Here is a 23187-nt window from a genome sequence, read left to right on the forward strand (position 1 = left end):
TAGGCTGACGCCGCGCCGGCCGGCGGCCGCATTGGCGGCACGGTTGCCGGACCGCCCCCAGCCCGCTGTAGGCCAGCAAAACGCGCCGGGGGCATATTTCGCACTTCACTTATCATTTTCATCAAACTTAACAATCCTCTGGCCTTGCATGCCAAGACCGGCCATCAGGCCCGCTTGGCCAAAAATGAACGAGTAGACATCGGATTTCAACGTGGTAGTGGTCATAGACTTAGCCATCCCTGCATCCACTACTACGACACTCGGCCCCATACCAACCGATAATCCGGCGCCGCTGGTGAGCGTAGTCATAGCCGAGTCGGTCATAAGAAACAAGGCCTCAGAGAACGATTGGGCGCCAGCCTGCAGGCCATACGAGACTGCGCGTGCTCTGTAGTACCCAAGGACTTTCCCGTCTGGACCAAACATCACCCCTTTCCCGCCTTGCGCACCGACGATAAGCCCGGCCTTGACAATGTCGGGAAACACGACGACGGCCTTCGCCTGGTATTGGAGTTCCTTCGCCTTTGGCGTGCTAGCAAAAAGTTGTTGAAGTGCCGCTTGCCCTTTGTCGACTAACTCGGGGTCTCCGCCATTAGCAACGGTCGGGTTCGTCGAGCAGGCCACGACAAACAGAAAGACGGGAATCGCGAGGACAAACCGAAGGGATTTGATCATGATGCAGGCTCCATTAAACATATCGTAGTCACGGCATTGAGCGCGTATGTGCTGCGACAGCGAGACTCACATGAATAGTGGTAGTTGCGTTCCGATCAAACAATTGGACCTTGGTCCAATAGCGTTGGTCTGAGTCAGCCGACCAGGAATTCAGTCGACGATGGATGATGGGTGCGACGGATGGCCGTGCACACAGCCTTGATAGGAATTCCTCATTGGATGACTTGCACAAATAGGTTCCGGCGCCGGCTGCGAGTGGCTCATAACGAAGTTTCGAGATAAACCTTTTTCAGCCTTTCGCCATGGCAGTTCGGCATCGCTGTCACCAGGACGCATACAGGAAAATACTGCACGCGAAGCACAGGTGAGGACTCGTCTCAATGCCCGTTGCAGAAAACGGCGGTGAGAAGAAGGGGAACCACTTCCCGAATGACCGCGTCACTACCCGCCTCGCGTGCGCGCGCCTCAACTGACTCCGCAGGGCCGGTTACTACCACTCCGTACGCTGAGGCCGTCATCGGCTGGCCGCCGCCCTGTTTGAACATCGGATCGCCCTGCTCATACCCGAAGACGGCATAGACGTGAAAGCCGAATGCCGTCAGATTGCTGCCGTGCGTTGGTCGAAATGCGTTGACTGAGTTCGCTTCAACGCGCATTGGCTTTGGATCGATAGACTGGCCGTCCAGAAGTGGGGCGATGAACCCGTGCGCGCTCGATTTGCAGTCGAGTTGTGGATCGAGCGCATGGGCATGGCACAGGACTGGAGCGAACCCGATGCCTAGTGACGTTAGCACGGTCAACGTGCTGAAAATGAACTTTTTCATCGTAGTCGCACAGATGGTCCTGTCACACCACACACTCGCATGTCTGGCGTCGGACGCGCAGACAGTGAGCGATTGGCTCAGCCAGAAAATGCGAGCTACGCCGCGCGCTGGTTCAACCACACCCGGCCCGCGGCCGTCATGTTGATGACACCACACGCACGCGATTCGTATGCAAGCCCGAAGCTCAATAGTTCTTCCGCTATCGAGCGCGGCATCTCTGCCAGGGAATCTGGAATTCGATCAAGCGATTTGAGAACCTGGACGGCCTCGGGGGAGAGTTGGATGACCATGGCGGCCTCCTGTTGTTTTGATCATCATGGACCGAACGAATTTTGCCGTCTGTGCGCTAGCGTCTACTTAAGCCACCCTTTCTGAAACTTATCCCAGGTGCCGTCGTCCTGGAGCGTGGCGTAACGGCCCCCGAACGCCTCGCAGACAAAATGAGATGGTCGTTCGGTTTTCGTTCGTAGAATCGGCACGCGCAATCAGATCCATCATGTGACCGAATTCATGAACACACTCTCCAAACCCGAACGGCGGCGAATTGGCGGCTGGCTGCTGCTGGCCTTGATCTGCCTTGCCGCATGGGCGCTTTCAACCGCGGTCGCGTTGCGCGATCCGCTAAAGCTGATGCTCGAATGGGAGCTGCTGGCGGTATTCATCCGCCCTGAAACGCATGGCTGGTATCGCACCGTGATCGCAATGGTCGGCTGCGACGTGATCATCGGGGCGTTCATCGTTGCCGGCACAGGCTGGCTGGCGCTGCTCGTGCGGCGCAGATCGGCGCGCTTTCCGGTGCAGGTGCAGGCGTGGCTGCTGGCTATCGTCGTCATGCGGACCATTGCCTACCTGCTCGGCGACCACATGACCCACGCTATTGGCATTGCCATCGCCATTCCATTCGAAGGGTTCATTCAGGCCGCCTTCGCCGCCGCGCTCGGGATACCGTACTTCAGGCTGTCCCGGCGCGTACAGCAAACTTTCGTCGCCGCCTGACCCCGCGAGGCGACACCCTCAATCGATCAAGTCGCCTTCAGGTTCGTAAAACGGATACGGGCCGTCAGCCTTATCAACATACGCATGATGCGTGACGATGCCCGTCGCCGGATCGTAGCGATGGAGCGCGTAAGCGGGCGGCTCCATGACGAAGGCGGAGGGCGCATCCTCGCGCAGATCGAGCCCGACCTGATGCGCGGGCGCGGGCACTGCCGACGCAATCGTGCCGCCAAAACGCACGAACATCGGTCGATGCACATGGCCGCAGATCACCCGTTCGACATTCGGATAACGCGCGATCAACGCGGCGAGCTTGTCGGCGGCAGCGGGATCGAGCCGCAATTCATCCATGTGCCCGATGCCGCAGACGAACGGCGGATGATGCAACGCGACCACCGTCGGCCTGCCTTGTGCCGCTTCGAGTTGCGTCTCGAGCCACGCGAGCCGTGAGTCGCACAGATTGCCGGCGCTTTCGCCCGGCACCAGCGAATCGAGCGCGATTAAGCGCAGCGGTCCGACATCGACCGCGTAGTGCACGAACTCGCCACCACTGTGCAATTCGGCACGATCGGGAAACGCCGCGCGCAACGCAGCGCGTTCGTCGTGATTGCCCACCATCAGGAAGTAGGGGATCTCGAGCGGCGCGAGCAGGGTCTTGAGGTGTTCGTACTGTGCCGGATCGCCCTGATCGACGAGGTCGCCGGTCATGATCACGGCGTCGGGACGCGGGTCCAGCGCATTGAGCGCGGCAACAGTGCGCGCGAGATAGGCGCCGGTATCGACGCGGCGGTAAGCGAGCCCGCCGGGCCGTTTGATATGCAGGTCGCTAATTTGAGCCAGCAGCATGGGGAATTCCTTTCTATGGCGCGCTAAAAGTACAGTGCAGCTTCATTACGATAGCGCAATCAGCGCGTCCTGCGCGATCGAAATCCCGACCGGCGTGCCGCGTGCGAGTTCTACCCGGCCCGCGACGTCGATCAGCAAAGCGTCGGGTGCGGCGCCACCGATCGTGAGCCGGGTGCGCTCGCCGAGAAACGCCGTGCTTTCGATGTTGCCGCGCAATTGGGCGCTGGCCGGATCGGCGAGGGTCGCGTCTTCGGGGCGGAAGAAAATTTCGTGTGCCGCGCTTGCCTGCGCGGCGCCTGGAGGCAGGGGGACAACGCCGCCGGTCGTCGTCAGCAAACCATCGCGCCGCTCGCCCGCCAGCCGGTTGATCGTGCCGACGAACTGCGCGACCGTGCGATTCGCCGGACGATAGTAGATGTCGCGCGGCGACCCGATCTGTTCGATGCACCCCGCGCTCATCACGACGATGCGGTCGCCGAGTTCCATCGCTTCGGCCTGATCGTGCGTCACATAGACGGTTGTGATGCCCAGTTCGCGCAGCAGCGTATTCATCTCGCTGCGCAGGGTGTCGCGCAAACGTGCATCGAGGGCGGTCAGCGGTTCGTCGAGCAGTAGCACACGGGGTTGCACGGCGAGCGCGCGGGCCAAGGCAACACGCTGACGCTGTCCGCCGGACAACTGATCGATGGGTTTGTCCGCGTGCGCGGTGAGACGCATCATCGCAAGCAGTTCATCGACGCGTTGTCGTGCGGTTTCAGCCAGTATCCGTTTGATCTTCAGTCCGTAGCCGATGTTGCCGCGCACGGTCAGGTTCGGAAACAGCGCGTAGCTTTGGAAGACCATCCCGACCTGGCGCTTTTCGATCGGCAGTGCGGTGACGTCTTCATCACCGAACGCAATGCGGCCGCCGGCGTCGGGTGTCTCGAGGCCCGCGATCATGCGCAGTGTGGTGGTCTTGCCGCAACCGGACGGGCCCAGCAGCACGAGTGTCTCACCGGCGCCGATGTGTAAGTCGAGCGGTTCGAGCACGCGCGTGCCGCGAAACGTTTTCGCACATTGCGTGAGCGTGATGGGAACAGAGTCGAGTTTCATGGTGTGGACGTCGGTGTAGGCTTTGAACGGGAGGCAGCAACGCGTTTTTTCCCCGCACTGCGCTGGCCGGTTGCATCGACGCCGAGCCATTGCATCGCGACGAGCAGCGGCATCGTCATGATGAAAAACAGAATCGTGTAGGCGCTGCCGATCTCGATGCGTAACGACGCATAGGTGTCGGCGAGACCGACCGGCAGCGTCTTGGTGTCGGGCGTATGCAGCATCCAAGTCAGGTTGAATTCGCCGATCGAGAGCGTGAGCACCGCCAGCGCTCCGGCGACGATCCCCGGCCGCGCATTCGGCAGCACGATTGTTATGAAGCGCTGAAAGAAGCTCGCGCCGAGGCTCGCCGCGCCTTCTTCGAGCGTGCGCAGATCGCTACTCGCACACACAGCAGCGACCGCGCGCACCATGAACGGCAGGGTGAACACCACATGCCCGACGACGATAAACGCGACGCTCATGCGAAACATCGTGAAGCCGCCGTAGACCACCAGCAGCGCGAGCGCGGAAGCGAGGCCGGGCAGGGCGATCGGCAGCACAAGAAATTCTTCGATAATGCGCGAGAGCCGCGTCTTGCTGCGCGCCAGCACGTAGCCGGCGGGCACGCCGGTCAGCAGCGTGATGAGCACGGTTGCTGCGGCCACTTCGAGTGAGAGAAACACCGAGTCGTGATATTGCGTCCACACTTCGCTGAGCCAGCGCAGCGTGAGTCCACTCGATACGCCCTTGAAGTAGTTGACCGTGAGCCCGGCCATGATCGACATCACGACCGGCACGATCAGAAATGCACACAGGAGTAGCGTAACGAACCACTGGCCGGCTGCCAGCCACGTGCGTGACGTGGGTAGCCTGAACCGCCGCGCGCGCAGTTTTGCGGCCGGCTGGATGGGGGCAGTGACGGAATTCATCGAGGTCTTGTCATCGGGTTTAGGAACGCCGCTCATGCGCTTGCCGCGACAGCCGAGCCGCTCACGCTGCGAGCGAACGCCAATACGGCCCAGGTAACGATACCGAGCACGATGGACAGGCCAGCGGCCGTCACCATGTTCGCGTTCAGCGTGAACTCGGTGTAGATGGTCATCGGCAATACGTCGATGTCGGTGGCCAGGGTGAAGGCGGTGCCGAAGGCGCCCATCGCGGTTGCGAAACAGACGGCGCCCGCCGCGATCAGACCCGGCGACAACGCGGGCAACACGATGTCGCGCGTAATGCGCCACGGCGATGCGCCGAGCGAACGCGCGGCTTCTTCGAGCGAGGCATCGAGCTTGGTTGCCGAGGCCATTACCGTGACGATCACGCGGGGAATCGAGAAGTACAGGTAGCCGAGAAAGAGGCCGCTCATCGAGTAAGCGAACACCCAGCGGTCGCCGGTGAGTTTCAGCGATAACGCGCCGATCAAACCCTGACGTCCTGCCAGCATGATCACCATGAAGCCGACCACGACGCCTGGGAATGCCAACGGAAACGTCAGCAGTGCGACCAGCGTGCGCTTGAGCGGAAACTCACGGCGCGCCAGCAGCAACCCGGCAATCACAGAGAGCACCAGCGTCGCCGCTGTGACCGCCGCGGACAACACGACGGTCGCGCCGAGGCTGGACATGTAGCGCGGATTCGTCAGCATCGCGCGATAGGTCGCGAACGCGTGGCCGTTGCCGCTGATTTGCGCGAGCGCGCCCATCGGCAGCAGCCAGAACGCGATGAAAACCGCCAGCGCCGGCGCGATCAAGGCGATGCGCCAGCGCAGCGGGAACGTGACGTCGTTCAATGCATCACCTGTAGATAACGCTCGCCGAAGCTCGACTGCTTCTCGGCCATCTTGCCGAAGTCGACCGGCTTGGCGCGCGCATAGTCGCTCGCGGGCAGGAATTTGGCGGCGATCTCCGGGGTCATTGCATTCGCGCGCACGGGACGCAGATAGGCTTCGGCCCACAGCTTCTGGCCTTCGTCCGACAGCACGAAATCGAGCACCTTTTTGCCGTTCGCTTCATGCGGCGCGCCCTTCACGAGACTCATCACGTACGGCACCGAAATCGTGCCTTCCTTCGGAATCACGAATTCGACGTTGGCGTGATCCTTGTACTTCGCGCGGTAGGCATCGAAGTCGTAGTCGAGCAGAATCGGGATTTCGCCGGACATCACGCGCGCATAGGCGGTCTGCTTCGGCACGATCGGCGCGTTGGCCTTCAGCTTGCGGAACCAGTCGAGGCCCGGTTCGAAGTTGTCGAGCGTGCCGCCGAGCGCCTGATTCACCGCGACCGCGCCCGCATAGCCGACAAACGCGCTTGACGGATCGAGGTAGCCGATCATGCCTTTGTACTCAGGCTTCAGCAGGTCGGCCCACGAACGCGGGACTGGCTTGCCTTCGAGCGCGTCCTTGTTGACGAAAAAGCCCAGCGTGCCGGAGTGGATCGAGAACCAGTAGCCTTGCGGGTCCTTCATGTTCGCCGGAATGTCGTCCCAGTGCGCGGGCTTGTACGGCTGGATCACACCTTTGTCTTTCGCCTGGAATGCCGAGGACACGCCGAGATACACCACGTCCGCGACCGGGCTCTTCTGCTCGGCCATCAGTTGCGCAATCGACTGGCCGGAGTTCTTGTTGTCGAACGGTACGCGGATGCCGGTCTTTTGCTGGATCGCCTTGATCTGGCTCGCCCAGTCGGCCCATTCGGGCGGGCAGTTGTAGCAGATCGCGGTTTCGTCGGCATGGGCCGCTTGCGGGGCGAGGGAGGCGAGCGCGGCGGTGACGATCATGCCGGCCGACAGCGCGGTGGCCGTGGTGCGGGCGAGGCGGCGCCAGAGCGGCTTGATTGACGAGGCAAAGCGTGTTGACGAGCGGATCACTGCGGGTCTCCTGGAGAGGAAGAGAGCGGGTGGTTCGGGGTTCGAAGTGGTAACGGTTTATGCGAACGGCTCTTCGGCCGATGTCGAAGCATGTGCCGACCGATTGTCGGTGCGGTTCGGAATAGCTGCGATGGTGGCGCCTTCGCGCACGCTGTGCGGCAGCGTCAGCGTGCGCGACGTTTCACCCGATGTGTCGTAGGTACCGGTTACGCGGGCCAGCAAACGCTCCCAGGCGGCGCAGCCGATCTCGCGATTCGGCGCGCAGACGCTTGCCAGCGGCGGCGACAGCAACTCGCCCATCGCGAGTCCGTCGAAGCCGAGAATCGACATGTCGCGCGGAATCTGCAGACCCGCTCGACGCAGGCCGCGCATCACGACCATGGCGAGCAGATCGTTGCTGCAGAAGAGGGCGGTTGGGCGGTTCGGGCCGCTGGTCAGATGAGCGAGCACGGACGGCGCCAGTTCGTCGGCGTTGAAATCGACCTCGAGCGCGGGCGCGGGGGTGAGGCCGGCCTGTTGCATCGCCTGCGCGTAGCCGAGATGCCGCTGACGGGCGCGGTCCGAGGCGGCCAGCGTGCCCGCGAGCATCAGGATGCGGCGGTGGCCGTGCGCGATCAGCGTGCGTACGCCATCGAACGCAGCGAGGCGGTTGTCGACCGAGACCGACGGACGCCGCACGGTGTCGTTATGCATCAGCACATAGAGCAGGCCGGCGCGGTCGAGCTCGTCGAGCAGCGGATGCGTGTCGGCATCGGCGACGGTCAGGATCAGGCCTTCCACGCGATGTTCACGCAGCGTTTCAATGGCGTGGCGTTCGCGGTCGGCATCGTACTGGGTGGTCATCAGCATGAGCCGGTAGCCTTGCGCCGCGGCGAGCTCGTCGATACCTTGCAGGCATTCGGCGAACACGGGGTTGGCGATTGTCGGCAGGATCACGCCGATGAGGCGCGTGCGCTCGCCGCGCAGCTGCCGGCCTAGCGGGCTGGGGCGGAAGTTAAGGGCGTCGATGGATTGGCGCACTTTGTCGAGCGTGACCGGGTTCACGGTGTGCGGCGCGTTGATCGCGCGCGAGACCGTGGCGATGGAAAAGCCCGCGTGGGCGGCGACATCTTTGATCGTTGGGATCATGGTTTCCGCTCGTGATGTAAACGTTTTCGTGAGCGGATTATCGGGAACGTTTGTGACTTGCGGATGACTCCAATTTTTTGTCGTTGTGGGGCGAGGGTGGGGGTGGGCGGCGGCTGGATTGCGCCGGTTTGGTGCGCTCGCCGGGCAATGGTAGAATTCGCGTCCACGCGTGGTTCTGACCCCTGCCGGGGTGATGAAATTGGTAAACATAGCGGACTTAAAATCCGCCGCTTCACGGCTTGCCGGTTCGAGTCCGGTCCCCGGCACCAAGTTGTATTCCAACCGATTCCTGGAAATTCCTTAAACCCTTGATGCAGCAAGGCTTCGCGGGTTTTCAAACGGGAATGGCGCTATCTCGTCACCAAGACAAAGACAGAGCACCTTGTGCCGCTTGCGACGCAGGCAGTAGCAAGCCTGCGAGAGTTGCAAGCTCTAACCGGCAACCACCCATACGTGTTCCCAGGCGCGCGAGATCGGCGCCGCCTCATGAGTGACGCCGCGATCAATGCCGCGCTGCGGCGACTCGGCTACGGCACCCGTACCGAAATTATCGGCCACGGATTCCGAGCGATGGCGCGCACAATCCTGCATGAGGAACTTGAGCGGAAGCCGGGCTACGGTGGCTCCTTCAAGCGAGCGCTGAAACATAGCTAACGGCACTTTCTCATCGGTACCGTCCCGCTGCAGGTAAATCGTCCAATGCATATCCATTTGTCACCTCGGTTCACGGGTGTCAAAGGCAGCTTAGTGCAAAGTGTCGTGCTCCCCCAGTTTTTGTCCACTCCCAGTGGTGCTGGCCGCCTGAGTGCGCATCCGACATCGACACGCACTCAGGCCTGCAGCGGCATCGCGCGCGTCCCTTTGATCTCGTCGAGGCAAGCGATTGACTGCACGCTGCTCGCACTGGGAGTGCGCATCAAGGTGTCGAGGAGAAACTCGGGCGGAGCTTCCAAATCGCGGGCGACGCCTTTCGTCGTTTTCCGCGGGAAGTAGACTGCGCGGCTAGGGCGCAACCGTCAGTCAATTCGCCACTCAATCTCCAACGCCTGCGATGAAGCAGGCTATTTCAGTCGGCGTCCCAACGTCTCTCGCACCATCGCCAGACCGACCAGCGACAACAGGCCGCATCCGATGATGTAATACGCGGGTGCATTGGCGTCGTGGGTCAAATGAATCAGCAGCGTCGAAGAAAACTGGGAAAAACTGCCGAACACCACGACCGCCGCGTAATAGCTGAAGGACAGGCCCGTGGCGCGGAGCCGCTGAGGCAGCACTTCGCTCACCAGCACGAGGGTTGACGGCGAGGTCATTGCCATGGGCACGGCTAGACAGGTAGCCACTGCCAGCAGCCAGGGCAATGAAGGATGGTTATTCAGGAAGGCGAAAGCCGGATAGATCATGACCAGTAGTGCCACACGTGACCACCAGACGACAGTGCGCCGGCCGCGGCGATCGCTGAGCCAACCCGATAGGGGGGAGAGAATCATGAGCACGAGCGAGCCGACGAAACCGGCCCAGATCGACTGCGACAGTGGAATGTGCAGTTGGATCGCGGCGTAATTGGGAAGATAGAACACGACAACGTGCACGGCGGACGCGAGACCAATCATCAGAAGCACGCTTGCCAGTAACTCGCGCCAATGCTCTTTTACCAGCTGACGATGGGTGTCGGCATCACTCTCTCCCCACTTCTTCGGCACGAGCGTTTCGTCGAGGCGGCTGCGAATCATCACGCTGACGGGGATCACGAGAGCACCGATCACGAACGCCATCCGCCAGCCCCAGGAGCCTAGCGCGGATGGCGTGAGAACGTTGGTCAACGACAGCGCAACAAGTGCGGCAAAGACCGCCGCGAGCCCCTGGCTGAATGGTTGCCAGCTCGTATAGAAGCCGCGCGACTTCTCATCTGCGTACTCAAGCAGCATGGCGCTCGCAGGCCCCATTTCGCCGCCGATCGCAAAGCCCTGAAGGAGGCGGGCAGCCGTCATCAGGATGGGCGCGAATAGGCCGATCTGCGCGTATGTCGGCGTCAATACGAGAAGCGCTGCGCTGATGGCCATTAGCCACAGCGTGAGTATCACTGCGGGCTTGCGTCCAACCCGGTCCGCGTAAGCGCCGATCACCAGTCCACCGATAGGCCGCATCACGTAACCGAGGCCGAATGCGGCGAACGATAGCAATAGCTGGCCGTACCGGTCGCTGACAGGGAAATACATCGGGCCGATAAGCGTGGCGAAAAAGTTGTACACAACGGAGTCGTACAGTTCCAGACCGCTGCCGATTGTGATCGCGGCGATAGTCCCCGGTTTGGAGAGTGGCCGGGATACGGATCTGCTCGAAGCGCCTGGGCGTGCTGGCGCATGAGAGGCGCTGCGTTGGTTGGACATCGATGTCTCCTGAATTGTCTGGCGGCGCAAGTGTTTGCCCGCTCTTTGGCGGATTGGAACGGTAATGCGGTACCGGGTGTGCGGCTCGTGTTGTGGTGCGAGACCGCTCGTTTCCTTCGTCGTGCCGGGCCGGTCGAGTCTGCGAAGCGGTTTTTCCCGACCGGGGCACGTTGCTGTGTTACCGGGTCATCCGATTGAAGACATCATGCTCCTGGTTTTGAGACTGCGAAGCCGGATCGCGCCATCGCTGCATGAGTTGCTCCCAACGTACGCGCGCCGCCACGAGATGACGCGCCTTGACATGACCGTATCCTCGAATTCCTTCCGGGACGCCGGCAATTTCGAGCGCAACAGTAAGATTGTCCTTAGAAAGCCCCTTCAGAACTTCCTCGATGCACGCGCGGTACTCGTTGATGAGTCGACGTTCCGTACGGCGTTCCTCGGTACGGCCGAACGGGTCGAACGGGGTGCCGCGCAGCACTTTCAATGCAGCAAGTCCACGGAAGGCCGGGCGAATCCAGGACCCGAACGGACGCTTGACGGGTTCACCGTTCGCGTTGCGCTTCGCGAAGAGCGGCGGTGCCAGGTGATGGACGAGGCGGACGTCGCCCTCGAACATCGATCCTACGCTTGCAGTGAACGCAGCGTCGGTGTGCAGGCGCGCAACTTCATACTCGTCCTTGTACGCCATCAGCTTGAACAGGTAGCGCGCTACTGTTTCGGCCAGGCGGTGGCTGCCGAACCGCGATTCCGCGGTGCGCACCTGATCAACGAACGCTTCATAGCGAGCGGCGTATGACGGGTTCTGGTATTGCGTGAGAAATGCGGCACGCTTGCTGATGAGTTGGTCGAGCGACGGCTTTTTCGTGATCTGGATCACCTGCGCATTGGCATCGCGCACTGGCACGCTCGCGAGGTCATGTGCGCAGTGTCTTCCCCATTCAAAGGCCGCTTTGTTGTTTTCGACCTGCACACCGTTCAGCTCGATTGCGCGCATCAGCGATTCCCGCGTCAGCGGCACGCGACCTTTCTGCCACGCATACCCGAGCAGCATCAGATTGGAGTAGATCGACTGCCCGAGCAATTGCGTCGCGGTCAGTTCGGCATCGAAAACACCCATCTGGCCGGGCGCGGCGCCACGGGCGATCGCCGCCATTGCATCGTCGCCGGGCGCTTTCCAGTCAGGATTGCGGACGAACGCGGCTGTCGACGTGACGTGGCTGTTGAGCACAACGAAGGTCCGACCGGGCTGCATCATTGAGAGTGTGGACTTTTGCGAACCGACGACCATATCGCAGGCAAGCACCAGGTCCGCCATCGCCACATCGACCCGCGCAGCATGCAGGGCGTCGTCCTGATCCGCAATCTGGATGTGGCTCCAGGTCGCGCCACCCATCTGAGCCATGCCGGTCGCGTCTTGCGTGATCACGCTCTTGCCTTCGAGATGCGCGGCCATGCCAAGCACCTGGCCGATCGTGACAATCCCGGTGCCACCCACGCCTGCCACCACGATACGGCGCGCGATAGCGGCATCGGGCAGTTGCGGTTCCGGTAGTGGCAGCATGTCGGAGAGCGTCACCTTGCGCGCGGCTTCAGGCTTTCGGAGCCGTCCGCCTTCGACGGTGACGAAGCTCGGACAGAAGCCCTTCACGCACGAAAAGTCTTTGTTGCAGGTGTTCTGATTGATCTGTCGCTTGCGCCCAAGCTCGGTTTCGAGCGGCTGGACCGCAACACAGTTGCTCTCCACGCCGCAATCGCCACACCCTTCGCACACTAGTTCGTTGATCACCACATGCTTGTCGGGTTCGGGCATCGTGCCGCGCTTGCGCTCCCGGCGCTTTTTCGTGGCGCACATCTGGTCATAAATGATGACCGTGGCGCCTTGCACGTCCCGAAGTTCGCGCTGGACAGCGTCGAGTTCGTCGCGATGGCGTACCGTCACACCCGTTGCCAGGCCGGTCGCCGCAGCATATTTGTCAGGATCGTCCGTCACCACGACGATGCGTTTGGCGCCCTCGGCCGCCAACTCGCAGGTCATGGCAGGCACGTCGAGCTGGCCGTCGACGGGCTGGCCGCCAGTCATCGCAACGGCGCTGTTAAACAGAACCTTGTACGTGATGTTCACGCCTGCATGGATCGATTGGCGGATGGCAAGCAGGCCAGAATGGTTGTACGTGCCGTCGCCGATGTTCGCGAACATGTGGTTGCGGCGGCTGAACGGTGCCTGCCCCATCCATGCAACGCCTTCGCCGCCCATCTGGGACCACGAAGTGGTTGAGCGGTCCATCCAGGTGACCATGCCGTGGCATCCAATACCCGCTGTGGCTTGCGAACCCTCAGGCACGCGGGTGCTCGTGTTGTGCGGGCAACCCGGGCAGAACCAGGGTTTCCGTTCGGAATCGCCTGTGACCAGACTGACTGCGCACTCTCTGGCCTCGATTTCCGCGAGGCGGCGATCCATGCGCGCTGCGACGTCCGCAGGCACGCCGAGCCGCTTCAAGCGGGCCGCGATCGCCTTCGCGATCTGCGCGGGAGAAAGATCCGCCTTCGCGCGTAACAGCCAGTCCTCGCCCGGCGCGCGGTGGCTCCATTCGCCGCCGGGATGTTCCGCGCCGGCTTCATGGTATTTGCCGACAATGACCGGACGTGAGTCGGCGGGGTAATGGTAGAGCTCGTCCTTCAACTGCTGTTCCACGAGCGGGCGCTTCTCTTCGACCACGAGGATTTCGCGCAGACCGCGCGCGAATTCCCGAGCACTCGTGGGTTCGAGCGGCCACACGACGCTGATCTTGTGCAACCGGATGCCGAGTGCGCGGCATTGCGCGTCGTCGAGACCGAGGTCGAGCAGTGCCTGGCGCGTATCGCTATACGCCTTGCCGCTCGCGACGATCCCGAAACGGTCATTGGGCCCTTCGATGACGTTGTGGTTCAGGCGGTTCGCGCGGATGTACGCGAGCGCGGCAGGCCACTTGTACTCCATCATGCGCGCTTCCTGCACGAGCGGATCGTCCGGCCAGCGAATATGCATGCCTCCTTGCGGGATCACGAAGTCGTTCGGAATCACTGTCTGAATGCGGTGGGCATCCGTGAGCACAGAAGACGCTGCTTCGACGACTTCCTGCACTGTCTTCATGCCGACCCACAGGCTACTGTAGCGGCTCATCGCGAACGCGTGCACGCCGAGGTCCAGAATGTCCTGCACGTTGGCGGGGAAGAACACCGGCAGGCCGCAGGCGATGAAAGTGTGGTCGCTCTGATGCGCGAGCGTGCTGCTTTTCGACACGTGATCGTCGCCCGCCAGCGCGATCACACCGCCAAGCGGCGCGGTGCCCGAAAGGTTCGCATGCTTGAGCGCGTCGGCACTCCGGTCGACGCCCGGGCCTTTGCCATACCAGATGCCGAACACCCCGTCGTACTTCTTGCTGGGAGCGTCGAACTCCAGTTGCTGAGAGCCCCACACCGCCGTGACACCGAGTTCTTCGTTGACGCCAGGCTTGAATACGACATGCTGCTCTGCCAGAAGTTTTTTCGCCTGCCAGAGCGCCTGGTCGTAGCCGCCGAGGGGTGAGCCGCGGTAGCCCGAGATGAACGCCGCGGTCTTGTGTCCGGCCTGCTCATCGCGCCGGCGTTGCATGAGCGGCAGGCGCACGAGCGCATGCGTGCCGTTCATGAAGGCACGCCCCGTTTCCAGCGTGTACTTGTCGTCGAGCGTGACGACTTCCATGGCCTTACGGGTCGCTGCTGTAAGAGGGGCATTCATATGAAAGTGTCTCGTCGGTATTTGTAATGAGGATGGCTAAATGGTTTGGCTGGATCGCCGCAATGCCGGAGCGTGTGGTCCCTACCCGGGAAAGCTCACGCGTAAGCGGTCGCCGAGGGCACGCAGTTCCTCCGCGATGGACGCGGGCAATGCCACGCCTTCCTCGCGTGCCTGCCGCTCCAGCGCGTCGCCGCGTTCGCCCGGCAGCCGTGCGCCGTCGCCGCCTGCTGCCCGGTATGTCTGAGTCCAGTCGTTCATGTAATCGCCAAACGCAGGCTGCTCAGCGTATTGTTCAGGCCGCACGAGCCATAGAAACGCACCTTGCATCGCAGCGCGGCGCTGCGGGGCGAGTGGAGGGGCTGCCGCCGTCAACGCACCCGCCAGGCATTCGACCATCATCGCGATGCCGATACCCTTGTGCCCGCCCATGGGGAGCAGAGAGCCGCCGAGTGCGCGCTTCGCGTCGGTCGTCGGCTGGCCTTCGGCATCGAGCGCCCAGCCCTCAGGAATCGGCTCGCCGTCGCGCGCGGCAAGGAGGATGTGTCCACGCGCGGCGACGCTGCAGGCTACGTCAAAAACAATCGGTGCGTGCCCAGGCCGCGGGCAGCCGAATGCGATCGGGTTGTGTCCGATGGCCGCCCCGCGGAATCCCTCCATCGCGAGCGCGGGCGGTGTGTGCTGGCCCATCATGCTGAAGGCGCCGCCCTCTGCGGCGAGCAGCGTGTGGATGCCCAGCGCACCTAGATGACCGCACGCCTCTATGACGATCAGTACGGAGGCGCTCGTCTTTAGCGCGTCGAGCCCGAGCCGAACCGCGTACGGACCCGCCAGCTGGCCCATCGCGCCGTCCGCGTCGACCACGATGCCACCGGGGAAAGCCTTGTGCGTGATAGTGGGCCGCGGGTTGAACGCATCTGACTGAAGCCGCTCGACGTAGGAAGCGAGGCGTGTCATGCCGTGCGTCCCGTAGCCGCGCAGTTCGCTGCGAACCAGCACCGATGCGGCTTCGGCGGCCTGTGCGGGTGGCACATTACACGTTTCGAAAACCCTGGACGTCCAGCTTTCGAGGGCATCGGGAAGCAGGCGAGCACTCATTGCGCATTCTCTCGCGTGATGACGAGCCGTTCGGAAAACGGCCCGGAATAGATCGACTGGTAGTAGAGCGGCCGGTTGCGCAGCGTGTAGCCGCGCAATTCCATAATGAACCCAGGCTCGTTCGGGTCGATGTTCAGTTCGTTCGCCGCCGCGGCTGGCAGCTTGCCGAACTGGATCCATTGGTCTACCCGAAGCGTTGGCAGTGAGAGCCGTTGGGCGACGAGTTCGCGCAGATTCTTTTCCAGCGCGGCCCGGTCCACACCGCCAAGCTCGGCGAAATCCTCCTCGCGCAGCCAGAACTCGCTATAGAGATCGAACCGGCCACCCACGCTGATGACACGCTCGATGCGCACGAAGCCGTCGCCTCCCAGGAACTCGGACCATGGCCCCTTGCGTTTCAGCCGCTTCACCGAGCGTGCATGAACATAGGAGGTAAGGTCGTTGCCCTCCGCATCGCGAAAGCGCAGATAGCGCACGTCGGCGGGCGCGACGCGCGAGCCCGACACGAACGTGCCCCGCCCCTGCTCGCGGGTGATGAGCCCGGAGTGCACGAGCTGGACGAGCGCCTTCTGGACCGTCCCGACGCTCACGCCATGGCTCGCCGCGAGGTCGCCCTCGGAGGGCAGGCGGTCACCTTCGCGCAATGACCCGGATTCGATGTGCCGGATGATGGCTTCCGACACCATGGATAGTTTTGTCATGTTCTCTTAGAGACTGCGTTCAAACCGGCTGACGGCAGTTTCACGTACATCGAGCACTTCGCTGGCGAGACGCGTGCCCGATGCCACGTCCGTTGCATAGTCATACAGCCGGTCACCTAGATCCGAAATTTTCATTCCCTGTTCGAGAATGCCACTGGCGTCGAAATCGATGTTGTCCGCCATCGTCTGCAGAGTATGGATGTTGCCACACACCTTGACGGTGGGCGCGACCATGTTGCCGATGGGGTTCCCGACACCCGTGCCGAAAAACGTGAGCTGGCATCCGCCGGCGGCGAGCGCGGTCAGGTTTTCGACAGCCGCGGCAGGCGCGTCCATGAAATGAAGTCCCTTGCGGCGGGGCGCCTCGCCGTATCGAAGCACGCCGACAAGTGGGGTCGAACCGGCCTTGGCCATTGCGCCAAGCGCTTTTTCCTCGACGGTGGTCAGCCCACCGCGCTTGTTATCCGGCGACGGTTGGGACTCGCGCATGTCCACTCCGCGCACAATCGCGGCGTGCTCCATCTTCTGGACCGCGTCAACGAACGCCGCTCTGACGGTTTCATCTGCTGCCCGCGCGGCGAACAGATGTTCCGCGCCGATGAATTCCGACGTTTCGGAAATGATGACGGTGCCGCCCTCCGCAATCAAACGGTCCGCCATTCGTCCAATGGTCGGATTGCAACTGAGGCCGGACGTCGTATCGGAGCCGCCGCACTCGACGCCCACGATTAGCTCCGACATCGGGCATGGCTCGCGCCGCAGGTTCGAGGCGGCGATCGAGAGCCGCAATGCCTTGCGTGTGCCTTCGGCAATACATTGAATGGTGCCGTGCGGTTGGAGGTGTACGGTGTCGACGGGCTTGCCGGTATCGCGTATGCGCGAAGCGACGTCCTCTGTCGACGATTCCTCGAGCCCGACAACGAGGACGGCCGCGATGTTGGGATTACGTCCGAGACCGGCGAGCGACTCGTACGCGAAGTCGAGATCCGGACCGTATTGACCCCGCACGAACAGTGTAGTGACGGGAATCGTACCGTCGACCGCGCTGGCAATCGTCCGGGTCACCGGGTTGCAATTGTCCATGACGGAAATGATGGCCACCCAGTTGCGCACGCCGACGGCGCCATTCGCGCGGCGATAACCGAGAAATGTTTTCATCTGCTTACCTCGTATTCAGATCGCCGCGTCCGCGGGTCGAGTCGATGTTGTGTACATGCGCGTGTTCGCCGATCGTCAGCGACGTGCGCGCGGTGCCGATGACCTGGCCATATTTGAGGATCTCCGTGCCAGCCGGGGTCTGCGCAATGCAGACCTTGTGCCCGAATGGCACGTCCTGCCGCAGCGTGACCTCGCCCGAGCGTTCGCCCTGAAGAACGCAGGAGTCGCCGACTCTTCCAGGATCGAGCAGTGTGGCGACATTGTCTGACGGGTTGAGTACGATCGCACGAGGCATTGTCTAACTCCTGTATAGGTGTTGATCTAAATTTAGGATCAGGTACATGGTTAGTCAAGTCGAATATTCCTTAATCCATGAGCTACAGAATAGAGTGTGGGCCGAATGTCCTATATAGGTGTTTCTAGCTACTCCTATATAGAAGTTGTTGACTTGTGAGTGGCCGCCGTCTATCTTTCGAAGCACGCAATGCAACGCGGTGGACGTACGGACAAGGAGGTTTCCGATGAACGTGAAGTCGCATCTGGAGAAGATCGCCAGACTGGAAGCGCTGCGTGCGCGCTTCGATCCGCTGGACGATTTCGAGTTGTGGTTCTGGACCGGTATGACGGGCGGCACCCATGCCGTCAATGCAGCACTGCACCATGCGGGGATCACCGCTGCCGACGACGTCTACGCGGCGCAGCCAGGGGTTTACCTCGTTCCTCAGCCGGATGGCACGTTGCAAGCTGCCTTTCGTCCTTTAGGGGATGTGCTGCATGTGGGGCGGCCTGTCGTCGAGGCGCCCGTGCCCGAAGACATCGCGTCGATGATGCATCTGATGGAAGTCGTGGAGCAGTATCGCGATCCATGTGTACGCGAGGGTGTCGCACCGACGGCCGCGATCGTGGAGGAGTGCGACAAGGCCTTGCGGGTGTGTTTTCGTCTGTTGAATGAGCGGATGGAAGGAGCGTTGCATGAACATTGAACAACACATCGCCGCCGCCGGGCGCATCGAGAACTCGCTGTGCAAATGCAGCGCGGAAGACGTCGAGATGCAGATCGAAGCGGCAATGCTGGCCGGCACACATTGGCTGAATGCCGCGTTGCACCGCATGGGCGCAACGGAGCCGGCCAGTGACGTCTTTCACACCTATCTTCTCACGGTCAACGCGTATCGGAAGCTATGCGTAGCAAACGAGGAGATGGTTCGCGCGCTGTCCGAAATCGAGGATCTGCGCCCAGCATTCGTGCGCGGCAATATGCCGGGTGCCGAGGCCGCCGCGGACCGTGCGCGTGGGTTGCTATCGGTGATTCGCATCAAGGCGACGGCAGGCGGCTGATTAGCACGAGAGACAGCCCGTATTCAAAGGAGGAGACAACAGTGAAAGCAGTGCGAGTAGTGCCGACGCCGCAAGGCGGCAAAGTCGAGGTGCAGGACATCCCCGTGCCGCAGGTCGGGGCTGGACAGGTGCTCGTCAGGGTTCGTGCCGCGGGGCTGAATCGCGGCGAGATCAACCAGGCGCGCGAACTCCGTTCGGGTAACACGATTACCGCCGGCGTCGAGCTGGCCGGCGAGGTGGCTCAGGTTGGCGAGGGGGTCACAGGATGGCGCGAAGGTGACCGCGTGATGGGCCACGGCAAGGGTTGTCAGGCGGAATACGTCGTCATGGACCCGCTTGCACTGATGCCGGTACCGGAAAACCTCTCATGGGTCGACGCGGCCGCTTTCCCGAATGTTTTTATCACCGCGCACGATGCGGTTGTGACGAACGGTGAGCTTCGCAAGGGCGAGTCGATCTTGGTCAATGGCGCGTCGGGCGGCGTGGCGATGGCGGCGATCCAGATTGCCTCATTGCTGGGCGCGAAGCCCGTGATCGCGACATCCCGCTCAGCGGCGAAGCTAGACAAGCTCAGTCAGTTTGGCGTCGATGTCGGCATCGACTCGTCGCGCGACTCGCAGCTCGAGGTTGTGATGGCCGCAACCGACAAGCGCGGTGTCGACGTGATTATCGACACCGTTGGCGGCCCGGTATTCGAGGCGAACATGGACAGCCTCGCGGTCAAGGGGCGGCTCGTCAATATCGCGCGTCTTGGCTCGGCGACGGCCCAGATCGACCTGACAAAGCTATGGCTCAAGCGCCTGAAGCTGATCGGCGTGACGTTCCGCACGCGTACGGAGCAGGAACGGCTCGAATGTATCCAGGCGTGCGCGCGCGACATGCTGCCGTTTCTCGAGGCGGGCCGTATCCGTCTGCCGATCGATCGTACCTTTTCGATCGACGAGATTGCAGAAGCACACGCGTACATGCAACTCGATCAGCATGTCGGGAAGATCGTGCTGACGGTCGCATGAGTTCGCCCAGATCAACGATATCGATTAACAGGAGACTTTGATGAGCATCCAAATTACGCCGTTGACCGGTTCGGTCGGGGGACTGGTCGAAGGCGTCAACCTGAACGAGCCCATTAATCACGATACGTTCGACGTGCTGCATCGCGCTTTTCTCGAGCATGGCGTGCTTGTCTACCGCGGCCAGTTCCTGCAACCTGGGGCGCACGTCGAGTTCGCCAGGCTCTGGGGCAACCCTGCGCAAAACAATCCGTTGGACCCGTCGGTGCCAGGCTTCCCCGGTCTGATCCAGGTCACGAAAATTCCCAAGGAGACCGCATCGACTGAAGCGTGGCATTCCGACTCGATCTATACACCCGTTCCGCCGAAGATCTCGATCCTTTCGGCCGTCGTCGTGCCGCATGGCGGCGATACGATGTGGTGCAATCAGTACGTCTCTTACGAGCGCCTGTCACCGACCATGCAGCGCGTGCTCGAGGGCTTGCGCGCACGATTCACAGGATTGCGGCTCGCCCGGATGAGAGGTATCGACACGATTCCGTCGGCTGTGCATCCGATCGTTCGCACCCATCCGGAGACCCACCGCAAGGCACTTTACGTCGGCCATCCCGATACCGCGCAGCAGATCGAGGGAATGACGGTTGCCGAGAGCCGGCCGTTGCTCGATTTCCTGTACGGACACTCCACGACGCCCGACAACATTTACCGTCATATGTGGCAGGTGGGAGATGTCGTGATGTGGGACAACCGATGCACGATGCACTATGCCGTGCACGACTATGGCGAAGCTGAACGCGTGTTGAACCGCATCACGCTGGAGGGAGAGGTGCCGGTCTAACGCTTCGTCGGATCGCGTATTGGCAGGCGACCGGTTGAGCCGAATGACAGGATGGATCGAATTTTTATTGATTCGGTATCCGAATGGATAGGCGAATAAAAAAGACTGCGAAAAAGAGGAGATCAGATGAAAAAGACAACTGTTGCAACGGCAGTGGCGGCAATGGCGGCGGCCATCGCATCGGTGCCTGCGTTTGCGCAAAGCTCTGTAACGCTGTATGGGATCGTCGATACGGGCGTCGAGTTTTTCACGCACGCTACGCCCAAGGGTGGTTCCGTTGCGCGAATGCCCGTGATCGGCGGGGGAGACGTACCGTCGCGGTGGGGATTGCGAGGGGCGGAGGATCTTGGTGGCGGGTTGAAAGCGGTCTTCACGCTCGAAAGCGGTTTTTCAGATTCGAACGGTGCGCTTCAACAGGGCGGCCGGTTATTCGGCCGGCAGTCTTATGTCGGCTTGACTGGCCCCTGGGGACAACTCACGTTTGGCCGGCAGTACAGCATGACGAACTGGGGCATGACGGAGTCGAACATTATCGGCTCAGGTGGATTCGGTGGCCTCGCATCGCTCGATTCTTATCTGCTTGCCGCGCGTTTCGATAACGACGTGGTTTACATGGGCACATTTTCCGGGGTCACTGTCGGCGCGAGCTATTCGACCGGGCGTGATTCGAGTACGGTGGGAAATTGCCCGGGTCAGACGGGCAATGACTTCCTTGCCTGTCGCGCGATCTCGGCAATGCTCAAGTACGACGGCAACGCATGGGGCGCGGCTGTGACCTACGACGAGCAGCGCGGCGGTGCAGGCGCGACGCCCATTACCGTCGTGCCGGGTGCGGCAGGTATCGCATTCACGAAGTCCAGCGATACCGACCGTCGCTACCAACTGGCTGCGCACCTGGATATCAGCTCGGTGCGGGTGGGCGCGGGATGGCTGCACCGGCTGGTCGAGGGTGACGCACGGTCGGCCAAAACCGATATCGAATATCTCGGTGCATCGGTGCCCTACGGTGCGTGGGTCTTCGATGCGCAGGTCTCGCATGTCGGTGACAGCGCCTACGACGCCGACGGCACGATGGGCACCCTGCGGGCCAACTACAACCTCAGCAAGCGGACCTCGCTTTACGGCGTATTCGCCTACATGAAGAACAGCGGCAAAGAGGGCATCTATTCGGTGTCGGCCTCAAGTGCCGTCCCTGCGGCTCCGCATCCCGGGTCGAATCAACTCGGCGTGGAGCTCGGCATTCGACATCTTTTCTGACGGAAGGCGAGACCGCAATGCGGCGGGCGTTGGTTTGGCAGATGTTGTGCGCGGCGCCGCCGTCCGCGCCCGCGACTGCGGGCCGGTGGTGTGGATAGTAAGAGTGAAAACAGGGTCGCGCAGACAGGCGCAATGTGAGGTTGGACATGCAGATTGGAATTCCCGCTGAGTCGAGAGGCCGCAAAGCGCTGGTTGCGGCAACGCCAGAGACTGTCAAAAAGCTCGTCGCCCAGGGGCACGGCGTGACTGTTGAGGCCGGTGCCGGCGAGTGCGCACATTACACGGACGATGCGTACCGGAGTGCGGGTGCACAGATTGGCGATGCGGCCGCGGCTTATGGCGCACAGATCGTACTGAAGGTCGCCTCACCGACAGCCGATGAATTGCCACTGATGAAACCCGGTGCAGTGTTGGCGGGCATGCTCGATCCGTTCAACACAGAAAACGCCGAGCGGCTCGCAGCAGCAGGGGTGACTGCGTTCGCGCTGGAAGCCGCTCCGCGCACCACCCGCGCGCAGAGTCTCGACGTCCTTTCGTCGCAGGCGAACATCGCTGGTTATAAGGCCGTGCTGATTGCCGCGCACTATTATCCGCGCTTCATGCCGATGCTGATGACGGCAGCCGGCACCGTGAAGGCGGCGCGGGTGCTGGTTCTTGGCGTAGGTGTCGCGGGCTTGCAGGCGATTGCGACCGCCAAGCGCCTCGGCGCGGTGGTTGAGGCATCCGACGTGCGCCCCGCCGTGAAAGAGCAGATCGAATCGCTCGGCGCGACGTTTATCGACGTGCCCTATGAGACCGATGAGGAGCGCGAAGCGGCGCAGGGTGTAGGCGGCTATGCGCGGCCGATGCCGCCTTCGTGGCTGGCGCGCCAGTCGGCGCTCGTGCATGAACGGGCCAAACAGGCGGACATCTTAATCTCGACGGCGCTTATTCCGGGCCGTCCCGCGCCGACGCTGATTTCCGTGGATACGGTGCAGGCGATGAAGGCCGGCTCAGTGATTGTCGACCTCGCTGCGGGGCGCGGCCCCGTCATTGACGGGCACCGTGGCGGCAACTGTCCGCTCACCGAACCGGACGAGGTCGTTGTGACGGATAACGGCGTGCAGATCGTCGGCTATACGAACCTGGCCTCGATGGTGCCCGCCGACGCGTCGTCCCTCTACGCGCGCAACCTGCTCGACTTCCTCAAGCTGATCATCACCAAGGAAGGCGCCCTGAACATCGATCTCGCAGACGAC

22 protein-coding genes, 1 tRNA gene and 1 pseudogene are annotated in these 23187 nt (G+C 62.0%); 9 read left to right on the forward strand and 15 right to left on the reverse strand.

All coding sequences use genetic code 11. The features are described 5' to 3' along the window. Positions 1-105: 105 nt before the first annotated feature. The 3 genes from GNZ12_RS08300 to GNZ12_RS08310 all read right to left on the reverse strand — a co-directional run bounded on the left by GNZ12_RS08300 (position 106) and on the right by GNZ12_RS08310 (position 1789). Positions 106-675 carry a lipid-binding SYLF domain-containing protein gene (locus tag GNZ12_RS08300; RefSeq protein ID WP_172309880.1) on the reverse strand — a complete coding sequence of 190 codons (570 nt, stop codon included), beginning with the start codon at positions 673-675 and terminating at the stop codon, positions 106-108. A 377-nt stretch (positions 676-1052) separates the two neighbouring features. Next, positions 1053-1499: a hypothetical protein gene (locus tag GNZ12_RS08305; RefSeq protein ID WP_172309881.1), complete on the reverse strand. Its 447-nt coding sequence runs from the start codon at positions 1497-1499 to the stop codon at positions 1053-1055. A 95-nt stretch (positions 1500-1594) separates the two neighbouring features. Further along, positions 1595-1789 (reverse strand): hypothetical protein, encoded by a 195-nt coding sequence (locus GNZ12_RS08310; RefSeq protein ID WP_172309882.1) that lies wholly within the window; start codon positions 1787-1789, stop codon positions 1595-1597. A gap of 220 nt (positions 1790-2009) precedes the next feature. On the opposite strand from GNZ12_RS08310, the gene GNZ12_RS08315 reads away from it, so the two are divergent. Continuing rightward, a complete protein-coding gene (locus GNZ12_RS08315) occupies positions 2010-2495 on the forward strand; it encodes a DUF2569 domain-containing protein (protein ID WP_172309883.1) in 486 nt (161 codons plus the stop codon). Between the two features lie 18 nt (positions 2496-2513). On the opposite strand, the gene GNZ12_RS08320 is transcribed toward GNZ12_RS08315, so the two are convergent. The 6 genes from GNZ12_RS08320 to GNZ12_RS08345 are packed head-to-tail and all read right to left on the reverse strand — an operon-like array spanning position 2514 to position 8405. Continuing rightward, positions 2514-3341, reverse strand: a complete 828-nt coding sequence (locus tag GNZ12_RS08320; RefSeq protein WP_172309884.1) for a phosphodiesterase — start codon at positions 3339-3341, stop codon at positions 2514-2516. 45 nt (positions 3342-3386) lie between these two features. After that, positions 3387-4433: an ABC transporter ATP-binding protein gene (locus GNZ12_RS08325; RefSeq protein WP_172309885.1), complete on the reverse strand. Its 1047-nt coding sequence runs from the start codon at positions 4431-4433 to the stop codon at positions 3387-3389. Beyond that, the gene (locus GNZ12_RS08330; RefSeq protein WP_172309886.1) at positions 4430-5344 is read right to left on the reverse strand and encodes an ABC transporter permease; all 915 of its coding nucleotides are present in this window, start codon (positions 5342-5344) and stop codon (positions 4430-4432) included. Before GNZ12_RS08330 ends, GNZ12_RS08325 begins: the two co-directional genes overlap by 4 nt. Before the next feature lie 32 nt (positions 5345-5376). Further along, positions 5377-6201, reverse strand: a complete 825-nt coding sequence (locus GNZ12_RS08335) for an ABC transporter permease (RefSeq protein WP_172309887.1) — start codon at positions 6199-6201, stop codon at positions 5377-5379. Continuing rightward, positions 6198-7277, reverse strand: coding sequence for an ABC transporter substrate-binding protein (locus GNZ12_RS08340; protein ID WP_172309888.1), 1080 nt, complete (start codon positions 7275-7277; stop codon positions 6198-6200). Before GNZ12_RS08340 ends, GNZ12_RS08335 begins: the two co-directional genes overlap by 4 nt. 57 nt (positions 7278-7334) lie before the next feature. Then, complete coding sequence (locus tag GNZ12_RS08345; RefSeq protein ID WP_172309889.1) at positions 7335-8405, reverse strand: LacI family DNA-binding transcriptional regulator; 1071 nt, start codon at positions 8403-8405, stop codon at positions 7335-7337. Between the two features lie 184 nt (positions 8406-8589). Here GNZ12_RS08345 and GNZ12_RS08350 point away from each other — a divergent pair. Together GNZ12_RS08350 and GNZ12_RS08355 are read left to right on the forward strand one after the other, a co-directional pair. Then, positions 8590-8674 (forward strand) — tRNA-Leu (locus tag GNZ12_RS08350). A gap of 67 nt (positions 8675-8741) precedes the next feature. Then, a pseudogene (locus GNZ12_RS08355) lies at positions 8742-9017 on the forward strand (tyrosine-type recombinase/integrase); the annotation flags it as partial. 449 nt (positions 9018-9466) lie between these two features. Here GNZ12_RS08355 and GNZ12_RS08360 read toward each other — a convergent pair. From GNZ12_RS08360 to GNZ12_RS08385, 6 genes are all read right to left on the reverse strand, one after another. Further along, complete coding sequence (locus tag GNZ12_RS08360) at positions 9467-10792, reverse strand: MFS transporter (protein ID WP_172309890.1); 1326 nt, start codon at positions 10790-10792, stop codon at positions 9467-9469. A gap of 178 nt (positions 10793-10970) precedes the next feature. Beyond that, positions 10971-14552 carry an indolepyruvate ferredoxin oxidoreductase family protein gene (locus tag GNZ12_RS08365; RefSeq protein ID WP_172309891.1) on the reverse strand — a complete coding sequence of 1194 codons (3582 nt, stop codon included), beginning with the start codon at positions 14550-14552 and terminating at the stop codon, positions 10971-10973. A gap of 81 nt (positions 14553-14633) precedes the next feature. Next, on the reverse strand, positions 14634-15647 hold the full coding sequence (locus GNZ12_RS08370; protein WP_172309892.1) for an Ldh family oxidoreductase: 1014 nt from the start codon (positions 15645-15647) through the stop codon (positions 14634-14636). Then, positions 15644-16348 (reverse strand): GntR family transcriptional regulator, encoded by a 705-nt coding sequence (locus tag GNZ12_RS08375; RefSeq protein ID WP_172309893.1) that lies wholly within the window; start codon positions 16346-16348, stop codon positions 15644-15646. The genes GNZ12_RS08370 and GNZ12_RS08375 overlap by 4 nt, the downstream gene beginning before the upstream one ends. Positions 16349-16354: 6 nt before the next feature. Next, a complete protein-coding gene (locus GNZ12_RS08380; RefSeq protein ID WP_172309894.1) occupies positions 16355-17506 on the reverse strand; it encodes a UxaA family hydrolase in 1152 nt (383 codons plus the stop codon). A gap of 4 nt (positions 17507-17510) precedes the next feature. After that, the gene (locus GNZ12_RS08385; protein ID WP_172309895.1) at positions 17511-17801 is read right to left on the reverse strand and encodes a UxaA family hydrolase; all 291 of its coding nucleotides are present in this window, start codon (positions 17799-17801) and stop codon (positions 17511-17513) included. A gap of 226 nt (positions 17802-18027) precedes the next feature. Here GNZ12_RS08385 and GNZ12_RS08390 point away from each other — a divergent pair, with 226 nt between their 5' ends. The 6 genes from GNZ12_RS08390 to GNZ12_RS08415 form a co-directional block, all read left to right on the forward strand. Further along, positions 18028-18489 carry a hypothetical protein gene (locus GNZ12_RS08390; RefSeq protein ID WP_172309896.1) on the forward strand — a complete coding sequence of 154 codons (462 nt, stop codon included), beginning with the start codon at positions 18028-18030 and terminating at the stop codon, positions 18487-18489. Beyond that, complete coding sequence (locus GNZ12_RS08395) at positions 18479-18844, forward strand: hypothetical protein (protein ID WP_172309897.1); 366 nt, start codon at positions 18479-18481, stop codon at positions 18842-18844. The genes GNZ12_RS08390 and GNZ12_RS08395 overlap by 11 nt, the downstream gene beginning before the upstream one ends. 41 nt (positions 18845-18885) lie before the next feature. Then, positions 18886-19857, forward strand: a complete 972-nt coding sequence (locus tag GNZ12_RS08400; protein WP_172309898.1) for a zinc-binding dehydrogenase — start codon at positions 18886-18888, stop codon at positions 19855-19857. A gap of 40 nt (positions 19858-19897) precedes the next feature. Then, positions 19898-20692, forward strand: coding sequence for a TauD/TfdA dioxygenase family protein (locus tag GNZ12_RS08405; RefSeq protein WP_172309899.1), 795 nt, complete (start codon positions 19898-19900; stop codon positions 20690-20692). A 126-nt stretch (positions 20693-20818) separates the two neighbouring features. Next, positions 20819-21949, forward strand: coding sequence for a porin (locus GNZ12_RS08410; RefSeq protein ID WP_172309900.1), 1131 nt, complete (start codon positions 20819-20821; stop codon positions 21947-21949). 146 nt (positions 21950-22095) lie between these two features. After that, positions 22096-23187 (forward strand): Re/Si-specific NAD(P)(+) transhydrogenase subunit alpha (locus GNZ12_RS08415; protein ID WP_172309901.1); only part of this gene is annotated, 1092 nt, incomplete at its 3' end.

The sequence above is a fragment of the Paraburkholderia solitsugae genome (genome assembly GCF_013177695.1).
Taxonomy (GTDB): Bacteria; Pseudomonadota; Gammaproteobacteria; order Burkholderiales; family Burkholderiaceae; genus Paraburkholderia; species Paraburkholderia solitsugae.